Annotated in this window: 16 protein-coding genes; 13 read left to right on the forward strand and 3 right to left on the reverse strand. The window is 44.9% G+C overall.

Going from position 1 to position 19,185, the window contains the following annotated elements; all coding sequences use genetic code 11:
- Window positions 1–5: 5 nt before the first annotated feature.
- From NLX74_RS11610 to NLX74_RS11625, 4 genes are all read left to right on the forward strand, one after another.
- Entirely contained in the window at window positions 6–1,463 is a 1,458-nt protein-coding gene (locus NLX74_RS11610) for a glycoside hydrolase family 1 protein (protein WP_254328798.1), read from the forward strand.
- 267 nt (window positions 1,464–1,730) lie between these two features.
- Window positions 1,731–2,567: a methyl-accepting chemotaxis protein gene (locus tag NLX74_RS11615; RefSeq protein ID WP_254328799.1), complete on the forward strand. Its 837-nt coding sequence runs from the start codon at window positions 1,731–1,733 to the stop codon at window positions 2,565–2,567.
- A 113-nt stretch (window positions 2,568–2,680) separates the two neighbouring features.
- Window positions 2,681–3,031, forward strand: coding sequence for a hypothetical protein (locus NLX74_RS11620; RefSeq protein WP_039274421.1), 351 nt, complete (start codon window positions 2,681–2,683; stop codon window positions 3,029–3,031).
- Between the two features lie 452 nt (window positions 3,032–3,483).
- Window positions 3,484–4,446, forward strand: coding sequence for a helix-turn-helix domain-containing protein (locus NLX74_RS11625; RefSeq protein WP_250260786.1), 963 nt, complete (start codon window positions 3,484–3,486; stop codon window positions 4,444–4,446).
- A gap of 88 nt (window positions 4,447–4,534) precedes the next feature.
- On the opposite strand, the gene NLX74_RS11630 is transcribed toward NLX74_RS11625, so the two are convergent.
- Together NLX74_RS11630 and NLX74_RS11635 are read right to left on the reverse strand one after the other, a co-directional pair.
- Entirely contained in the window at window positions 4,535–6,112 is a 1,578-nt protein-coding gene (locus tag NLX74_RS11630; protein ID WP_254328800.1) for an S-layer homology domain-containing protein, read from the reverse strand.
- 306 nt (window positions 6,113–6,418) lie between these two features.
- A complete protein-coding gene (locus NLX74_RS11635) occupies window positions 6,419–8,155 on the reverse strand; it encodes a methyl-accepting chemotaxis protein (protein WP_302058581.1) in 1,737 nt (578 codons plus the stop codon).
- Window positions 8,156–8,661: 506 nt separating this feature from the next.
- Between NLX74_RS11635 and NLX74_RS11640 the strand changes: the two genes are divergently transcribed.
- Complete coding sequence (locus NLX74_RS11640; protein WP_254328802.1) at window positions 8,662–9,864, forward strand: MFS transporter; 1,203 nt, start codon at window positions 8,662–8,664, stop codon at window positions 9,862–9,864.
- Window positions 9,865–9,957: 93 nt separating this feature from the next.
- Here NLX74_RS11640 and NLX74_RS11645 read toward each other — a convergent pair whose 3' ends face one another.
- Window positions 9,958–10,287, reverse strand: a complete 330-nt coding sequence (locus NLX74_RS11645) for a hypothetical protein (RefSeq protein WP_254328803.1) — start codon at window positions 10,285–10,287, stop codon at window positions 9,958–9,960.
- Between the two features lie 414 nt (window positions 10,288–10,701).
- Between NLX74_RS11645 and NLX74_RS11650 the strand changes: the two genes are divergently transcribed.
- The 8 genes from NLX74_RS11650 to NLX74_RS11685 all read left to right on the forward strand — a co-directional run bounded on the left by NLX74_RS11650 (window position 10,702) and on the right by NLX74_RS11685 (window position 19,102).
- Window positions 10,702–11,712: an ABC transporter permease gene (locus tag NLX74_RS11650; RefSeq protein ID WP_172828265.1), complete on the forward strand. Its 1,011-nt coding sequence runs from the start codon at window positions 10,702–10,704 to the stop codon at window positions 11,710–11,712.
- A gap of 36 nt (window positions 11,713–11,748) precedes the next feature.
- Window positions 11,749–12,657: an ABC transporter permease gene (locus NLX74_RS11655; RefSeq protein WP_254328804.1), complete on the forward strand. Its 909-nt coding sequence runs from the start codon at window positions 11,749–11,751 to the stop codon at window positions 12,655–12,657.
- A 35-nt stretch (window positions 12,658–12,692) separates the two neighbouring features.
- Window positions 12,693–14,285: an ABC transporter substrate-binding protein gene (locus tag NLX74_RS11660; protein WP_254328805.1), complete on the forward strand. Its 1,593-nt coding sequence runs from the start codon at window positions 12,693–12,695 to the stop codon at window positions 14,283–14,285.
- A 134-nt stretch (window positions 14,286–14,419) separates the two neighbouring features.
- Window positions 14,420–15,691: a M20 family metallopeptidase gene (locus NLX74_RS11665; protein WP_235309097.1), complete on the forward strand. Its 1,272-nt coding sequence runs from the start codon at window positions 14,420–14,422 to the stop codon at window positions 15,689–15,691.
- 13 nt (window positions 15,692–15,704) lie between these two features.
- Window positions 15,705–16,640, forward strand: coding sequence for a DUF1177 domain-containing protein (locus tag NLX74_RS11670; protein ID WP_254328806.1), 936 nt, complete (start codon window positions 15,705–15,707; stop codon window positions 16,638–16,640).
- Window positions 16,641–16,703: 63 nt separating this feature from the next.
- Window positions 16,704–17,693: an ABC transporter ATP-binding protein gene (locus NLX74_RS11675; protein ID WP_254328807.1), complete on the forward strand. Its 990-nt coding sequence runs from the start codon at window positions 16,704–16,706 to the stop codon at window positions 17,691–17,693.
- Window positions 17,677–18,678 (forward strand): ABC transporter ATP-binding protein, encoded by a 1,002-nt coding sequence (locus NLX74_RS11680; protein ID WP_254328808.1) that lies wholly within the window; start codon window positions 17,677–17,679, stop codon window positions 18,676–18,678. Before NLX74_RS11675 ends, NLX74_RS11680 begins: the two co-directional genes overlap by 17 nt.
- 151 nt (window positions 18,679–18,829) lie before the next feature.
- On the forward strand, window positions 18,830–19,102 hold the full coding sequence (locus NLX74_RS11685; RefSeq protein WP_254328809.1) for an Hsp20 family protein: 273 nt from the start codon (window positions 18,830–18,832) through the stop codon (window positions 19,100–19,102).
- Window positions 19,103–19,185 lie beyond the last annotated feature (83 nt).

Raw genomic sequence — 19,185 nt, forward strand, 5'->3', positions numbered from 1 at the left:
AAACAATGAAAAATACAACTAAATTGGAATTTCCACAAGGATTTTTATGGGGAGGTGCAACGGCTGCCAACCAATTTGAAGGTGGATATAATGAAGAAGGTAAAGGCTTAAGCACTGCTGATGTGATTACGGCTGGAACGCATACGACTTCCCGAAGAATTACACCTATACTGGAAGAAGGGGTGAACTATCCGAGTCACGAAGCTATTGAATTTTTCCACCGCTATCAAGAGGATATCCGCTTATTTGCGGAAATGGGATTCAAGGTCTTTAGAATGTCCATTGCGTGGTCAAGAATATTTCCTAACGGAGATGATGCAGAGCCGAATGAGCAAGGCTTGCAGTTCTATGATCGTGTATTCGCAGAATTGAAAAAGTATAATATTGAGCCTTTGGTTACGATCTCACATTATGAAGCACCGTTTCATTTGACCCAAAAATATAATGGCTGGTTAGATCGCAGAGTCGTAGATTTTTATGTGAGATATTGTGAAGTGCTTTTTAATAGATACAAAGATGTCGTAAAATACTGGTTAACTTTTAATGAAATCAATATTTTAACCTTGTCATTTGGCGCGTTCATGGCTGGAGCTATGATGCCGGAGGGGAATGGAGAGCTTGCCCATGCTACAGTGAAGGATGAGCAGGTTTTGTATCAGGCGTTGCATCATCAATTTATTGCCAGTGCAAAGGCTGTAAAGCTGGGCCATGAAATCAACAAGGACTTTAAAATCGGTTGTATGATTGCTTATATGTGTTCCTACCCACTTACATGTCATCCTGATGATATTCTACTGGCCCAACAAAAGGATAACTTAAGCAATTTCCTATGCTCAGATGTTCAAGTAAGAGGAGCTTATCCGGGATTTGCCAAACGCTATTTTAGAGATCATAACATTCAGATCAAAATGCAAGAAGAGGATGAGGACATCTTAAAAGAAGGCTGCGTAGATTTCTATACCTTCAGCTATTATTCCTCTACTTGTGTCAGTGCCGATCCTAACCAGGAGAAGGTGGGAGGGAACTTATCTATGGGCTTAAAGAATCCTCATTTGAAAGCAAGTGCCTGGGATTGGCAGATCGATCCACAGGGATTGAGATGGTCCCTCAATAACATTTATAACCGATATGAAATCCCGTTAATGGTTGTTGAAAATGGCCTTGGCGCCGTAGATACAGTGGAAGAAGACGGCTCCATTCACGATGATTATCGAATTGATTATCTGAAGCAACACATTGAGCAAATGAAAGAAGCGATTGCTGATGGAGTAGACCTAATAGGGTATACGCCTTGGGGATGTATTGATCTGGTAAGCGCGGGAACCGGTGAAATGAAAAAGCGTTATGGATTTATATACGTTGATAAGGATAATGAAGGCAAAGGGACACTTGCCAGATCCAGAAAGAAGAGCTTTTATTGGTATAAGAATGTGATCGAAACCAATGGAGAGCAGCTGGATTAAATCTTAGTGCCTGTTTCATAAAATTCATACGGTCAGCGCGTGCCCATTTTAATCGGTACGCGCTGTTTGAATTTACATTTTGACATGAAAGCAATACCTTGAATGGATATGTATCCCGGCCACAAAAATGGATTCCCTTCAGGAAACTACGGAGATTGTTTATAGGTTAGGGACTCAACATCTTTTAAATTCACTAAACACATGGGATAAAAATGTCGAAATAGAGGATAGGACTTATATCAAAATATAAGGAAGTGGATACATATTATGAATCAAGTAGAAGCTGTTTTGACTGCCATGCCGTTTATCAGAGAAGCTGCACGACAAGATGTTTTAATTTCCGTAATGGATCGGGAAAAATTTCTATTCTTTCAGTCGGGTAAAAGTTTAGTCTATGACTTCAAGGCAGGCGAAGCTCTTCCTGATGTACACAAGAACTTCAAAATGCTAGTAGGCGGAGAAAAGACCAGAGTGCGTTATGATGCCGAAGTTTTCGGGTTTGCTGCCGATGCTTACTTTCATCCGATTAAGAATGAACAGAATGAGATCGAGGCAGTAATGTGCATCACCTATAGTATGGATGATCAAGATCAATTGAAGAAGTTGATGAGTCAAGCAGAGGATGTTACAAGCAAGCTAGTTGAAGGGATTCAGCATGTGGCGGCTCATTCGGAGGAGCTTAGTGCGACGGCCGAGGACATTTTAAGCAATACGAAAAAGGCGGTTGAGGACTCTGGTAATGTGACTGAGGTGGCAGGCTACATCAAGGATATTTCAGAGCAGACAAACTTGCTTGGATTAAATGCAGCCATTGAAGCTGCTCGGGTGGGTGAGGCAGGAGCAGGGTTTGGAGTTGTCGCTGCTGAAATCCGCAAGATGTCTACGGGCACCAAGGAAGCAACTGGACGAATCGAGCAATCCTTGCAAGCTGTCAGACAATCCGTTTATAACATGGAACAAGAGATTACGCAGATTACTGTATCTTCCCAAGAGCAGGCCAAGCTTGTGTCGGAGTTTATGAATATTATCGATCAATTAAATGAAACCAACCAAGGTTTGAGAGGTTTAATAGAGAAAATCACAAATGATGTTGATGTAAAATAAAGAATGAAAAAGAAGTCTCGGTCTGTGAATTGTGCATTCCGTCATGGAAATGTAGATCACTGGCCGAGACTTTTTTACGTTTATTTAATGAATAACTTGGAGTGGATACATGTATGAATTTGAATGGGTTGAATGAACAGAGTTACACAGAACTAGAGGATTATTGGGTGCGTGTATTTCTAAATGTAGTACAAGATCAGGATAAGGAGAACTGGGTGATTCCTTATTACAACACCTCCTTTTCTAATGGTCAGAAAATCATGGATATGAACCCCATTTTTTCGGCTAAGTCAGAAATAAGTCATAAATCCATCAGAATCATTCATGAAACGGTTAATGAAGAGGATGACGTTCACCATTGGTTAGATACGAATGGGAAAAACGAATTGGTTATTATTTGTTCCTTATCACAGCAACATGTGCAAAGAGTAAAGGGGATCATTGAACGCTGGATTTATGAATGAGAGTCATTATCCATAATCGAAACTTTTCCATTGCTTCGTTTGTACAGGATACTGTCCTTAAACGACGTATTGAGGAATTCATAGGCACGAGATATGATGCTTATAACGCTCTATATGTGTGTCCGACCTGTCAGGCTATGCGCAATGAATTGTTTATAGAGATGAAATCCGACTCATCACAGTATAGGAGTTCTTATGCTTGTCCTAGATGCACGAGCGTCATGGAAAAGAAACACATTGAAAACAATGCTCCTCATCATTTAAGCTGCCCAGCATGTGACAAGGGTAAATTGAAGGCAACGTTTTATATGGATTGGGATTAATAGACCCCCGAATGTCTCCACAGCTTACTCCAATAGGTCTGGTCAAACCATTCAAATTCGGCTACTATTATTGATAACGATTCTCATTTGTAGCATCGGAATGAATGAAAACATTTGAGGTGGACGCTTGTGAATTCAAACTCGTTATCATTAATATATCAGCATTATTTGGAAAAAACTCCGTTTAGACAACAGAATGAGCATACGTATATGATGTTACCGGAAGCGGGTCATGGGCATATCTACCGAGTTACAACTTACAGCGGAATTGAGATTGTATATTCGCACATTCAATATCACGAGCCGTATCCGACCAATTTTTCTTCCAGAGGCCAAATGATTGAACTTCAATTTGCGCTTTCCGGTCAACGTCATGTGAATGTGGCTGGTCTGGATTATACACTCCCGATGGGGCAGGGTGCTCTTATTTTTTTACAGGATTTCAAAGCATGTTTCCATCCTCCGGTTAACGAACAATACCAATCATTTGCACTTGGCATTCCGATTTCGTTGTTTAATTATGCGGCTTCACAGTTAGCGGCTCGTCGGCAGGTAGCTATTGAATTTAATCAAATTCTTAAGGGAGCTGCATTCCATCACTTTAGTTTTGAACTGGATCACAGAAGTATAGTGATGATTGAACACTTGATCAAAGACTTGAAAAGTGTGCATAAATCGCCTTTGTTAATGGAAGCAGCGGCACTTGAGATTTTAAATCGATTTATGATTCAATTATTTGATTTAACACCTATGCCCGAAGGTTTGTCTAAAGATGATGTCAGAAAGCTGCATATGGCTCGGGAGATCCTTGAATCCAGCATGATTGATCCACCTTCGCTGATCACATTATCCCAAAAGGTTGGATTAAACGATTTTAAATTAAAAAAAGGATTCAAAGCCTGCTTTGGAACTACTGTATTTGAATATTTGCGCCAAATTCGTCTCGATTATGCGATGAAGCTGCTCCGAAGCCAAGAAAGCAATGTGACTGAAGCTGCGATGGCTGTAGGATATAGCAATGTGAGTGCATTTTCAGAGCAATTTTTCCGGGAATACGGAGTGAAGCCATCCTCCTTAAAGAAGGTATTTTAAAATTTATTTTTTGACCGTTTTTTAAAAATATCAGGCAAATAAAAAGCTGGAACCCTGTATAGAAAGGATTCCAGCTTTTATTTGGTGCTTAATTCACGATAGTTTCAATACCCTCTGAATTGATGGTTGAGGTATGGGTACGAGACGCTTCTTCAATATTTTTGAATGCCCAGTAATCTGCGGGTACATCCTTCCATGTAGCCTGGGTCGTACCTTCCAGGGGTCCTCGTTTTAAGGTGGTGTTCAAAATTGTAACGGTTTCTACTCGTGTTATATATTGATTGGGTTGGAAGCTGCTGTCGTTAAAACCAGTAATCCATCCTGCCTCAGCTAGCGCTTTAATTGAATCTCTTGCCCAATGCTTTTCGATATCGGTATAAGGAGATGCTGCAGTTTGCGTTCCTTTAAGCTGCTTCCAGGATGCGAGTATTTCTGCCATTTCTGCACGGGTAATGGGTTGCTCTGGCCGAAATGTTCCATCTGCATATCCATTCATGAAGTGTTGTGTCGTGAGTGCTATAATCGAATTCTTCGCCCAATACGTGCTAGGTACATCTTTGTATGCCAATGAGCTTTCTTTTGTTTCCAACTTCATAATTCTAGCCATCATCGCGGCAGTTTCAGCTCGTGTAATCGACTGGTCCGGTCGGAATGTGCCATCCTGATAACCGGTTATATACTTTTCATGCACAACCTCTGATTGCTCTACTGGCATGATTTCAGGAGTCGGCAAATCTGTCGGTAAAACCGATGGTGATGAAGGTGTGGTTGTTTCGCTAGAAGAAATAGACTCACTGCTATCTGTACTATCCTTCTTATCTTTTTTACTGCTACTGCTGCCGTTACCAGTAGTAGCACCAGTTCCGCCAGTATTCCCAGTGTCTGCATCTCCATTTATAACCTGTATATACGCTTCAGAGGTACTCGGGGCAAATCGAGCATCTCCACTGTAAATAGCAGTGATCGAGTGACTTCCCACACTTAAGTCGCTTGTAGTGTAGTACCCATTGGCATAGCCATTCGAAATGCCCACTGGCTCCATCGTAAGCGTATCTAATACATCCGTGCCGTCCATAAGGATGACCGTTCCGGTTAAATCGCCCGAAGTCTGTGGGTTTGAAGTTGTCCTCACGCTAAATCTTACTTCTTGACCTTGCTTAGACGGATTCAGCGAACTCAATACTGTAGTTGCTGTAGGTCTCAGTGAAGTTGTAGGCGCAGGTGCATTTACGACCTGAATGTATGGCTCAGATGTACTGGGGACAAATCGAGCATCCCCACTATATATAGCAGTAATCGGGTGACTTCCCACGCTTAAATTGCTTGTGGTATAGGTCGCAGTGGCATATCCATTTGCAATCCCATTTGGCGTCAACGTAAGCGTATCTAATATATTCGTACCATCCATAAGAACCACGGTGCCAGTTAAATCCTTCGTAATTTGTGGGGTTGAGATGGTTTTGATGCTAAACGTTACGGATTGACCTTGTTTAGAAGGATTTGTCCAACTCGTTACCGTGGTTTCAGTAGCATACACAGCATCTGTTACACTAGGTACTGGTGAGGAGGTTGCATACACAGCACTCTCGGAAAAACTCCATGTCCAGGTCCCAAATAAGACGATAACAGCAAGATAAGTTAAACAAAAAGACCTGAATTTACTCATAAACTTCCTCCATAAATTTCCGGTGTCACGATGAGCTTACTAAGATTCTCCATGATGACTAACCTACTAATATGATTTCTTACACTACTGGATTACTATACTAAATGCTTCTGAACCAATTCTGAACAAAATCGACAAAAACTATGCCCAATTAACAGATCACGATTTGCGAGCCCTTCATAATACGAATGGTCAGTTTAGCGCGACGTTTTCGGAAAAAAATGAGCCTTCTTACCATGAACTAATGCTAATCTCACGGTAAGAAGGCTTTTAATGAAACCATATTGGAAACTACAGTTTATTCCACTAGTATTTAAATTTGACCGTTAGGTCCTGTAACTTCTGAGACATATCCGACAAGGTCGTTGCCAGGCTGGTGATCTGCTGCATTGAAGCCAACTGTTCTTCTGCAGACGCTGCAATATTCTGCGAGTTGTCCGCCGCTTGAAGCGCCAGACTTGAGACGTTCTCTCCGCTCGCTGAAATTTCCTGGACACTTGCGGTTATTTGCTCCGTAATGCTCGCGAGCTCTTCTGTTTGCTGTGCGATATGATTGGTGGACGCCACAATTTTGTTAAACTGCTGCTCCGTTTCATTGGCAATTTTAATACCAGAGTCGACATCCTGTTTTACGCGTTCCATGGTCTTAAGCGAATGCTCCATATCTTTGCGCATATTCTGAATCAACTCGGAAATCTGCCCGGAAGACTGGTTCGATTGTTCGGCCAGCTTTCTCACCTCTGCAGCAACGACGGAGAAACCACGGCCTTCTTCGCCTGCACGAGCAGCCTCAATCGAAGCATTTAAGGCAAGCAGGTTGGTCTGCTGTGCGATGTCCGTAATGGCATGCAGCATCGTGTCGATCTGTTGAGTGCGTTCATCCAGCATTCTCATAACCGCATCGGTTTCATTGACGGAATGGTTAATCAGGTCCATTTGCTTCACCGTATGTTGTACAGCAGTACCACCAACGCTCGCCATTTCCATCGCGTCTGCAGACGAATCAGCAATGGCCAAGGAGCTCTCCGTGATCCGCTGCATACCTATTGAAATTTCTTCAAGCGAGCTGGTTGTCTTCTGGAGCATCATCTGCTGCTCTTTAGCACCGGCCGCCGATTCTTGAATCGCGATGGTGATGTGCTCGGTTGCCTGTCCAGTGTGCTCTGTTCCAAGGGTCAATTCTTTCGAGGAAGTAGCTACCTGCTTTGTGGACAGATTTACCTCACCGATCAGAAATCTAATATTTTTAATCATATGATTGAAGTCCTGTGCAAGCTCGCCGATCTCATCTTTTGAATGAATTTTGACTTCTTCGACCGTTAAATCACCGTCTGCGACGGAGTTAAGTCGCTTTGCGATCACGAGAATAGGCTTCGTAAAACGCCCCGAAACAAAGCTTACGATAATTGCTCCCAGAATAACCGCAACAGTCGTAATAATCAGGACAATATAAAGGACTTTGGTCGCCCCGCTGTTAAATTCGTTAAAATATGCTCCAGAACCAATGATCCAACCCCAATAAGGATCCCTTTCAACATACGAAATTTTCGTCTCCACTTGATCTGTACCAGGTAAAGCCCATTTATAAGTGACAAATCCCCCGCCGTTTGTACCGACTTCTACAAACTCTTTTCCCAGATACACACCGTCTTCTGATACGGTATTTATTAAATCCTGGCCTTCATTTGAAGGGTTCATCACTGAAACGGCATTTTGGTTGACTGCCCACGGATAACCTGTTTTACCTACAGTATATTCAATCTTTACTGGTCTTTTGTTATTAGCATCCTTTACACCGAGCAGCTCGATACGCAGTTTTTCCTGTGCTTCCTCCAATGTTAAATTACCGGCTTCGACTTGCCCATTGAGGAGACTAATCATACCAATTACCATTTGCACACTATTTTTAAGTGCCACTTTGCCTGATTCATTCATTTCATTCTTGGAAACAAAATAAGAACTGATTCCAATCACGAAAGTGGGTACAATTAAAATAATCAAGCACATTATGGTTAACTTTGTTCTTAACGATCTCACCTTCATTATTGATCCTATCTTTGTTTTTTTCACTGCAATTCCTCCTTAGACATCGATATACAGACTCAACCCACAACTACGGTAGTTACAAAAGATAAAAGACTGTACATCATATATCGTAATAACATGTCAGGAAATTAAGCCCTTTCATCTTGTCAGTGATGAAGAGACCGATGTAGTTCATTTCACAACGAAGGAGCGACCTTTATAAAAAGAGACTGATTCTTTCAGAGACTTCCCTTTCCGGGAAAGATAATATCTTTCCAACCGTCTAAACTTCGTATCATGTTACGGCACCCAGGCGAACTATGCGTCAAGGGTCACTATAATCAACGGTGCCCATTGGACCATAGAATTAAGACCATCTTATACTGTCCTGAAGGCTGGCCGCTGTTTTATATGCTAAATTAAATCCGTTTAACCGCAAATTTATCCGTATACAGGCAGTAGTTTCTTGGTATGCTCCGTATACTTCTGCATAGAGAGAATCTATATCAGAGGAGTGTGCGAGGATGAATAGAATCAAAGGGAGCATCTTTTTCAGTGTTTTTGTGGCTATGCTAGGGCTCATGCTCATTGCTCCAATTATGCCTCCCCTTATTCGTGAGCTGGGGTTAAGAGAAAGTCATTCTGGGTTAATTATATCGCTTGGCTCCATAACGATGGCCTTAATGGCTCCAATTTGGGGGAATCTGAGTGATGCAAAGGGACGCAAGCCTGTGATTTTGCTTGGATTCATAGGGATGTGTGTAAGCTGCTTGCTGTTTACGCTTACTCTTTTTGCAGGATTAAAGGGTTGGCTCAGCGGGGGAATGCTGTTAGTCCTGCTGATTGTTACACGCGGCTTGATCGGCGGGTTTATCCCGGCGGTATTGTCATCCTCCCAAGCTTATATGGGAGATGTGACCGAGGGCGAAGATCGAGGTAGTGGGATGGCTATCATTAGCGCGGCCAATGGACTTGGATTAGTATTTGGGCCCGCTATTGCAGGCGCCTTTACTTTAATAGGCTTGCTGTGGCCTCTCTATTTTGGAATCGTGATTGCGGCTGTAGCCTTTGTAGTGGCCTCGCTGGCAATTCCGTCTGCCAAGCCCGTTATTCAGCAAAAGCCAGCTCGGATTAACCCTTTTCAACCTGGTCTACGAATGTATTTGTTTGCAGGTTTGGTTACGATGATTAGTATTGTGACCATCCAGGTTATAGGCGGATTTTATTTTCAAGATCAATTAGGCCTTTCATCCGAAGAAACAGCAAGAGTGGTTTCCTTTGGGCTTATGTTTTCTGGGGCAGCGATGTTGATTGTACAGATCGTTCAAATGAAATGGCTTAAATGGCAACCCAAGCCGATGATTTTGCTCGGCTCTCTGTTCCTTATTGTCGGTATGCTGCTATTCCTCATGTCAGCCAGCATGGTCGTTTACAATTTAGCGTTTTTTATGTTTGGTATAGGTACAGGCTTGCTAATGCCTGGATTTATGGCCGGTGCTTCTCTTTCTGTCAGTAAAGAACAGCAAGGAGGAGCCGCTGGTCTGGTGGCCACTGTCCAAGGCATTTCTGCGATTATTGCTCCTATTTTGACAACGACGCTATATCGGGTGGATAAATATATTCCTTTTGCTCTTATAGCAGTTCTGGTAGCTGTTATGGCCGTCATTATGTTGGGGATAAGAAAGAGAAAAGGGAATCGTGAACTGGTATCTCAGAAGGCCAAATAATTTGATGAACCCATAGGCTTTCGCGCTATATTCACGGGAAGCCTATTTTGTTTGCTGGTTTGAATGATAGTCAAAAGGTCTCAATTGTCTATTTCATATTGGTGGCGAAGATGCGGTGAAGTGGAGGGAAGGAATGTACAGGGTGCTGGAAGAAGAGGAGCGTGCCGCGGAGTGGTTCGAGCTGTAGCCGAAGACAATACTAGATATACCTTGCAGTAAAAAAACGGCGTAATACAGAGCATCGCCACTCCCCTGAAAACTGTTCGTTTCCCTGTCTATAATTTCATTAACGAGCAACCTTCTAATAATCGGTTCGTAATGCGGGGCATATCGATCCTCGCGATTGTACATAGCCAAAACCACCTTCAAGCGATTGGTATAATTGGCATCACTTTTTCCATATTTCTCACTGTGCTTTTCCAAATAATCGACCTTCGAAAGATCGGCGTGATCACCTATTAGACTCTACAGCATTTCATCATAGGGTGTCATCATCTGTTCCAACAGCTTTCTGTAGTTCGTTTCCAATACTGTGATTCTCCTTTCCTAATCGACCTAATACTACAATCCATATTTACAAAAAACAAGCGATTTCCTTTTAAAAGGGGATTGCCTGTTTTGCATTATGCTGTTTTTGATTTCTCAAATCGGATAAATATATAACATTTAAATTACATATTGAGTCACTTTAGTGCGCAAGCGACAAATTTCGTCATTATTTTTAGTTATTCAGGACGTGGAAACCGTTATTGTTCCTTAGTACAATGATAAAAATAACAAGTTATGAAAAGAAAGATGACAAAGAGACGAGGGATTACGGATAAGGGGGGACGGGCTGTGGCCGTATACACACTACGTAGATTGGTACAAATGATTCCGGCACTGCTTGGTATTGTCGTCATTACATTCATGATCTCAAGAGTGCTTCCAGGTGATCCTGCCGTGATGCTTGCGGGGGAGCAGGCTACACCCGAGACGATTGAAAATATTCGCAGCAGTATGGGACTGGATCAACCGAAGTACATTCAATTCTTTCATTATGTAGTGGGATTGTTCCATGGTGATCTGGGTCAGGCTTATCACACCGGACAGTCAGTGGCAAGCGACTTTGCTACCCGGTTTCCAGCAACCATCGAGTTGGCGCTGGCAAGCTTGGTTATTGCGATTCTGGTGGCAATCCCGATCGGTATTCTGGCGGCAACCCGTAAAGAATCGATTGTTGATCACATTTCTCGCGTGTTTTCCTTGATCGGTGCATGTATGCCCATTTTCTGGATTGGCCTGTTATTCATTTATATTTTCTATGCTAAATGGGGCATCGCTCCTGCGCCCATGGGTCGAATTAGCGGTGATATCAATCCGCCGACGCACGTTACGGGACTTTATGTACTGGATAGTCTGATGACCGGTGATTTTGTAGCTTTAAAAAGCAGTTTATCCCATTTGGTTCTGCCAGCTGTCTGTCTCAGCACAGGCACTATGGCGATTGTGGCACGGATGATGCGCTCCAGCATGCTGGAAGTCATCGGTCAGGATTTTGTTCGCACAGCCAGAGCCAAAGGTCTGCGCGAAGGAATTGTCATTTATAAGCATGCACTCATTAACGCTTTTATTCCAACGCTTACCGTACTTGGTTTGCAGGTCGGTTACCTGATTGGTGGAGCGGTTATTACCGAAACCATTTTTACCTGGCCAGGAGTGGGCAGTTATGTGACGGACTCCATTTTGGCGGCTGATTACGCACCGATTCAAGCATTTACCCTCGTAAGTGCGCTGATTTATAGCTTTATCAATCTTGGAGTCGACTTGGTTTACGGATTGATTGACCCACGTATCCGGTACGAGTGATAACAATGAAGCACAAAAGTAGGGGGAGGTACTCGGATGAGCACTGCAAGTGATTTGGTGGCAAAAGCGGCTGTACCTCAGCCCAATGCAGCCGCTATACCGAAACGTAAGACCTTTTGGCGATTACTGTTTGGCAATAAACTCGCTTTAATCGGATTCATTTTTATCGTTGGCTGGACGCTCATTGCCATCTTCTCATCATGGATCGTTCCACATGATCCTTATGTAACCGATCCGGCGAACAAGCTGCTGCCGCCAAGTGTGGAACATTGGTTTGGGACCGATAATTACGGACGCGACATTCTCAGCCGTGTTATTTACGGAGCCAGAATCAGCATATGGACCGGGATGATCGCCGTGTCGATCTCATTTATCATCGGCGTACCGCTTGGAGCCATCGCAGGTTTCTATGGCGGTCGAATGGGCAGCATTATTATGCGCTGCATGGATATTCTGTTGGCTTTCCCGTCTCTAGTACTCGCCATGGCTATTGCTGCAGCGATGGGACCAGGACTGATGAGTGCACTTATCGCCGTGGGTATTGTAGGCATACCCGAATTCGCCAGGCTGATTCACGGACAAACCATCTCTCTCCGGGAAAAGGAGTTTGTTGAGGCCAGCCGGGCGATTGGTGTAACGAACGGAACGATTCTGTTTCGCCACATCTTGCCTAATGCACTTGCCCCACTGCTTGTGAATGCAACGCTTGGAATGGGCTTCGCCATCCTGACCTCAGCCAGTCTCAGCTTCCTGGGACTCGGTGTGAAACCCCCAATTGCTGAATGGGGCGCAATGATTTCAGAAGGGCGAGCGTATATCATTTCCGGTGAGTGGTGGATTGTAACCTTCCCGGGTCTTGGAATTGCGACAGCTATTTTGGGCTTCAATTTGCTTGGAGACGGTTTGCGGGATGTTCTTGATCCTAGACTGCGCTCTAGCAAATAAAAATAAATAGATCATTAAAGGGGAGAACGTAAGCCATGTTGAAAAAAAGTCTTTCTCTAATTGTCGTCTTGTCTACGTTGCTATGGACGGCAGGTTGTGCGAGCAATGCTAACAGCCCGTCCGCTTCATCTGGAGAGAAGGGCACAGATGCCCCATCCCCACCAAAGACGATTACACTTGCTTACTCGGAGGGAGGGTCAACCATGGACCCTGCTGAAGCAAGTGATCTTACATCGGACACCCTTGTGCTTGCGCTCTATGATCAGCTTGTGACCTACGGCAAAAAGTCTACGGATAGCGGCGAAGTGGCAGATACGGAAGCCATTAAGCCCATGCTGGCTGAAAAATGGGATGTGTCCGCAGATAACATGACTTATACGCTCCATCTGCGTAAAGACGTTAAATTCCAAAGCGGCAACCCGCTAACCGCCAATTCCGTGTTGTATTCCTTTGAGCGGCTTAAAAATTCCGATTCCGGTAGCTTTCTGTATGGTATGAGTTCCATTAAAACCGCTACAGCGCCAGATGAGCACACCGTTGTCGTTACATTGTCCCAACCCAATCATATGTTTCTGCAAATCCTGTCATTGTACAACTTCTCCATTGTGGATGATGTGCTTGTCAAAGAAAATGGCGATGGTGACTATTTGAAAACACATGCGGCAGGTTCAGGCCCGTTCAAACTTGAAAAATGGGACCCTGCGACAGAAGCTGTCTTTAATGCTAATGACAGCTACTGGCAAGGAGCGCCAAATCTGAGCAAAGTAACGATGAAGTTTACCAAGGAAGCTTCCAACCGTGTACTTTTGCTGGATAAAGGCGATGTGGACATGGCGATTGAGATTCCTGCAAAGGATGTTTCGAAGCTGGAAACCAACGCTGATCTGAAGGTTCAGTCCAATGCAAGTAACCGGATTCTGTATTTCGCCATGAATAACAAAGTCAAACCTTTTAATGATCCAAAAGTGCGTCAAGCAATTGCTTATGCCATTCCTTACGACCAATTAATCGACGATGTCATGTACGGTCAAGCGAAACAAATGAAGAGTTCTGTAGCGAGTAACACGCCTGGCTACACCGATGCGGGCTACAGCTACAAGCACGACTTGGACAAAGCAAAACAGCTGCTTACAGAAGCGGGTTATCCTAATGGGTTTAATTTTGACCTGACACTGGGCTCCGGCTTCCAGGACTGGGCAGATGATGCCGTATTGATTCAAGCTGAACTTGCCAAGATTGGCGTGAAGATGAATGTTGTCAATGTTGCTCGTGCACAGTTCCTTGAACAGCAACGAGAAGGCAACCTGACAGCATACATTTCCAAATGGACTTCCTTCGTCAACGACCCTGGTTACCATCTCGGGTTTCTGATGTACAGCGGCGGTTCATCGAATTATATGCATTACGCTAATGCAGAAGTGGATAAGCTTTGGGAACAAGCAGGCAAAGAGCAAGATGAAAATAAACGTAAAGAGCTGTATGGCAGAGCACAAGAACTTATAAATCAAGATTCGCCATGGGCGTACCTGTATGAATACAATCGCGTTGTTGGCATGAGCAAAGACGTCACTGGATATGTCTACTACCCAGATGAGGTTATCCGATTCTATTCATTGAATAAAGAGTAAGTTGTGATCTTACCTTATGCCTTCGGTTTTTACAGCCGAAGGTTATCATTTTACACCTGAAGGATGAAGCTGATCCCGATGGATCGTAAAAAATGTAGTTGGCTAAATGGAAAACGTGAAGGGACTGAATGGAAATGACAGATTGGAAAACATTAGTTCTTGATGAAATAGATAAACGGCAGGACGAATTGCTTGAGCTATGCTCGCGGTTGATTCAATTTCCTTCGGAAAATCCTCCAGGTGACTCACGCGAAATTAGTCAGTTCATTATGGACTATCTTAAAGAAGCAGGTATAGAAACAAAGGTGCATGAATCCGGGCCGAATATGTGGAATCTCATTTCTGATTATGGCGCTGAAACGGCGGACGGAAAAAAACTGATTTTCTGTGGGCATACAGACGTTGTGCCGGCAGGGGATCGTACTCGTTGGGATTTTGATCCGTTTTGTGGTGAAATACGTGATGGCTATCTCCTGGGTCGCGGTGCTTCGGACATGAAAGCCGGACTGGGCGGATTAATATTTACCGTTGCGCTGTTCTCCAAACTAGGCGTACCACTCGAAGGTGCGTTGTCGTTGCTTGTAGTTCCAGACGAGGAAACAGGGGGACATCTTGGAGTACCTTGGGTGCTGGAAAGAAAGCTGATTGAAGGAACAGCTGCTGTGATCGCAGAGCCTTCAGGCCCGCAAAACCCGACCATCGGGCAAAAAGGAAGCTGCTGGTTTGAATTTACTGTTGAAGGCACACCGGGTCATGGCAGTTTGCAGCCAATTGCAGGTGAAAGTGCTATTTTGAAGGCGGCAAAAGGGATTGAAGCGCTGCAACAACTGTGGGACATCAAGCCGGACATCCCGGAAGAAGTCAAAGAGATCATTGAAATTTCCAAGCGTTATGCAAGCGAACGAGAGAACCCAAGCTATGGACAAGCGTTTGATCATGTAACGGTGAACATTGGTACGATCCAGGGGGGCACGAAAGTCAATGTGGTTGCGGACCGTTGCACAGTGCAAGTGGATTCCCGTGTTCCATTTGGTGTAGACCACCGGGATGTACTGGCCAAAGCCAAAGAATTGCTTGCAAGTGTTGGCATTGACGTGGAGCCCAGACAATTCGGATTTTATGGTAATGCCAACTGGACCCCGCCCACCGAGCCGATTGTACAGGAGCTTGTGGAATCTATCGCTGAGGTCAGCGGTAAAGAGGCCTATGGCGTATTGCAATGGGCAACCAGCGATGCACGTGCATTCCGCAAATACAACATCCCGGTATTGCAATACGGGCCTGCCGAACTGTCGACCATTCACAATTTTAATGAAAAAGCTCCGGTATGGCAGATTATTCAATCTGCGAAAGTATACGCCTTGACGGCGCTTAAATATCTGAAAACAACACAAAAAGAAGCATAAGGGGATCTGCCGTATGATGAAACAAGTTTTTGAAGTTTATGACCTTTTGGATAATCCGTTCGCCAGCGGGGCAGAAGTCAAAGCTTATTTGGAACAACTGGGTCAAGCGGAGATTACGGTCACCACTGTGCAAGGTGAAAAGGGCTCTACGGATTTTATTAAAATTGTCATTGCCGGTAAAACGGGTCGCATTCAGGGGGGCGATTCTCCAACCTTGGGTGTAGTAGGGCGACTTGGTGGACTAGGAGCACGACCGGAGATGATCGGATTTGTATCCGATGGTGACGGTGCGGCAGCGGCAATTTCGGCGGCGGCTAAACTTTTGAGCATGCAGTCCAAAGGAGATGTGCTTGATGGAGATGTGATTATCTGTACACATATTTGTCCAGATGCACCTACTCAGCCCCATGATCCGGTTCCATTTATGGATTCACCCGTAGATATTTTGACGATGAACAAATATGAAGTGACACCCGAAATGGAAGCGATCCTGTCTATTGATACGACTAAAGGGAATCGGGTCATTAACCATAAAGGTATTGCCATTTCCCCAACGGTACGTGAAGGCTACGTGCTACGAATTAGTGAAGACCTCGTCGATATTGTGCAGACCGTTACTGGCGAACCGTGTGTCACGTTTGCTGTAACTACGCAGGACATCACACCTTATGGTAACGACCTGTATCACATCAACAGCATTTTGCAGCCAGCGGTGGCCACTTCCGCTCCAGTGGTTGGTGTAGCCATCACAGCCGCTGCTCCTGTCCCAGGCAGTGCAACGGGGGCCAGCCACGAAAGCGATATTGCGCTGGCGGCCAAATTGGCTGTAGAAACAGCCAAAGCTTATGGACGTGGGCAATGCTCTTTTCATTCGGAAAAGGAGTTTCAGCATATTACTAAATTGTACGGTACCATGAAGCATCTGCAAACGATGGGTAAGTCTGAATAAGCTTATTCCTTAAGATAAAAAGAACATGAAGGTTCAATGATGGACAAGGAGGAGGAAGAGGGCATGACACAACTGCTTGAAGTAACCAACCTCCGGACGGAGTTCAAGACTGCGGCTGGCACCATCCGGGCTGTGGACGGCGTCGATCTATCGGTTGGCAAAGGCGAAACACTCGGAATCGTTGGCGAATCCGGGTGCGGCAAGAGCATTACCTCCCTTTCCATTATGCAGCTCCTTCCCAAGGGACTTGGGAAAGTAGCCGCTGGCGAAGTGCGGCTTAACGGTGAAAACATGCTGGATTTTTCGGAGCGGAAAATGCGCTCGATTCGTGGCAACGAGATGGCTATGATTTTTCAGGAGCCCATGACTTCGCTAAATCCTGTGTTCAAAATCGGCAAACAAATTGCGGAGTCTGCCCGCTACCACCACGGTGTAAGCAAACACAAAGCAAAAGACATGGCTGTGGAAATGCTGACGAAAGTGGGAATTCCACGTCCAGAAAAAGTAGCCACTTCTTATCCGCATGAACTCTCGGGCGGTATGCGCCAACGGGTGATGATTGCGATGGCGATGGTGTGCAATCCGAAGTTGCTGATCGCCGATGAACCGACAACGGCACTCGATGTAACCATTCAAGCACAGATTCTTGACTTGATGCGTGAGCTACAGAAGTCCGAAGGAACTTCCATTCTGATGATTACTCATGACCTTGGTGTCGTTGCTGAAATGTGCGATCGGGTCGTGATTATGTACGCCGGACAAGTCGTAGAAGAAACGGATGTTAAAACGCTTTTTAAAGATCCCAAGCATCCGTATACACAAAGTTTGCTAGCCTCACTGCCGCAATTGAACAGTGATCAGGAGCGTCTGGCTTCCATTCCGGGCCAGGTTCCCAACCCGCTCGATATGCCAAAAGGCTGCCGCTTTGCACCACGTTGTCAGTTTGCTAAGGAAATTTGCCGTGCAGAGGCCCCGGAGCTTACAGAAGTGGAACCCGGACACAAAAGCCGCTGCTTGCTACAGCAGGAGGGATATCATGAGTACACTGCTTGAAATACGTAATTTGAAAAAACACTATCCGATCAAAAAAGGACTTTTTTCCAAACAGGTGGGAGCAGTCAAAGCGGTGGATGGTATTAACCTGACTGTACAGCAGGGTGAAACCCTGGCAATCGTGGGGGAATCTGGCTGCGGCAAATCCACAACCGGACGGGCAATACTCAGATTGATCGAACCGACGGATGGAGAGATTCTGTTTAATGGCACGGATATACGTAAGCTAAACACAGAGCAGCTGCGTAAATTCAGAACGGATATGCAGATGGTGTTTCAAGATCCGTTTGCTTCGCTTGATCCCAGATGGACAGTACAGCAGGTGCTGGAAGAACCGCTTATCACGCATGAAAAGCTAAGCAAAACGCAGCTCAAAGAGCGGGTGGAAGAGCTGCTCGAAGTGGTCGGATTGTCTCCTTATCACGCCCATCGTTATCCGCATGAGTTCTCGGGTGGTCAACGCCAGCGGATCGGGATCGCACGGGCACTGGCGCTTCATCCCAAATTTATCGTGTGTGACGAGCCAGTCTCGGCCCTCGATGTGTCGATTCAGGCGCAAGTGCTCAATCTGATGAAGGACCTGCAAAAACAATATGACCTGACGTATATGTTCATTTCCCATGATCTGTCGGTCGTCAAATTTATCAGCGACCGCGTGGGTGTGATGTACCTGGGCAAGCTGGTCGAACTCGCACCGACCCAAGCAGTGTTCAGAGAGCCGCTGCACCCGTATACAAAGGCGTTAATGTCTGCGGTACCTGTAGCTGATCCAGAAGCGGAACGTGATCGGATTGTACTTAAAGGGGATGTGCCCAGTCCAGAAAATCCGCCAAGTGGCTGTGCGTTTCATAATCGCTGCCCGGCAGCCATGGAGATATGTAGCAAAGTACAGCCCATCTTTGCCGAAGTTGCACCGGGGCGGCAGGTGGCCTGTCACTTGTACCCAGCTTCCACGCCTGAACAAGCGATAGCAGGGCAAGCCTGAGTTGGCTGACAAAGAATATGTAGTCTCTTGTGAAGTTAAAAGGTCAAAAAAGGTCAAATTGGTTGAAATCTAAAACTATTTTTGACAGATCGCTTAGGATCGGGTTATTTCAGTATTTTCAGCCTCTTTTGAACTTTGAGCCTCGCTCCATTTGGCAGCAACTTTCAGACGTGATATCGACATCGATATTGCCCATAATTATTTGACGATCCGTGCTAAACGGAATGAATATCATGAAGAGAAGGATGATACGAATAAAATGATTCGACGGGAGCGCCGTTCTGGGGAATTTGTCCGACGCTTCTATGTGGATCATGTTGATGAAGAAGGCATTAAGGCAAAACTGGATCAAGGTGTATTGAAACTTGAAATTCCTAAACGTCAGGATGACGATCGTTCCCGGAGACAGATCCAGATTGACTAAAGGGGTATGATGTACAAGACAGGGCTGATTAACCAGTCCTGTTTTTTTGTGTACGTCCTGTTTAAAAAGACTCGATCACATTG

Origin of the sequence: Paenibacillus sp. MZ03-122A (assembly GCF_024213325.1) — a bacterium.
In the GTDB taxonomy this organism is placed as follows: Bacteria; Bacillota; Bacilli; order Paenibacillales; family Paenibacillaceae; genus Paenibacillus; species Paenibacillus polymyxa_B.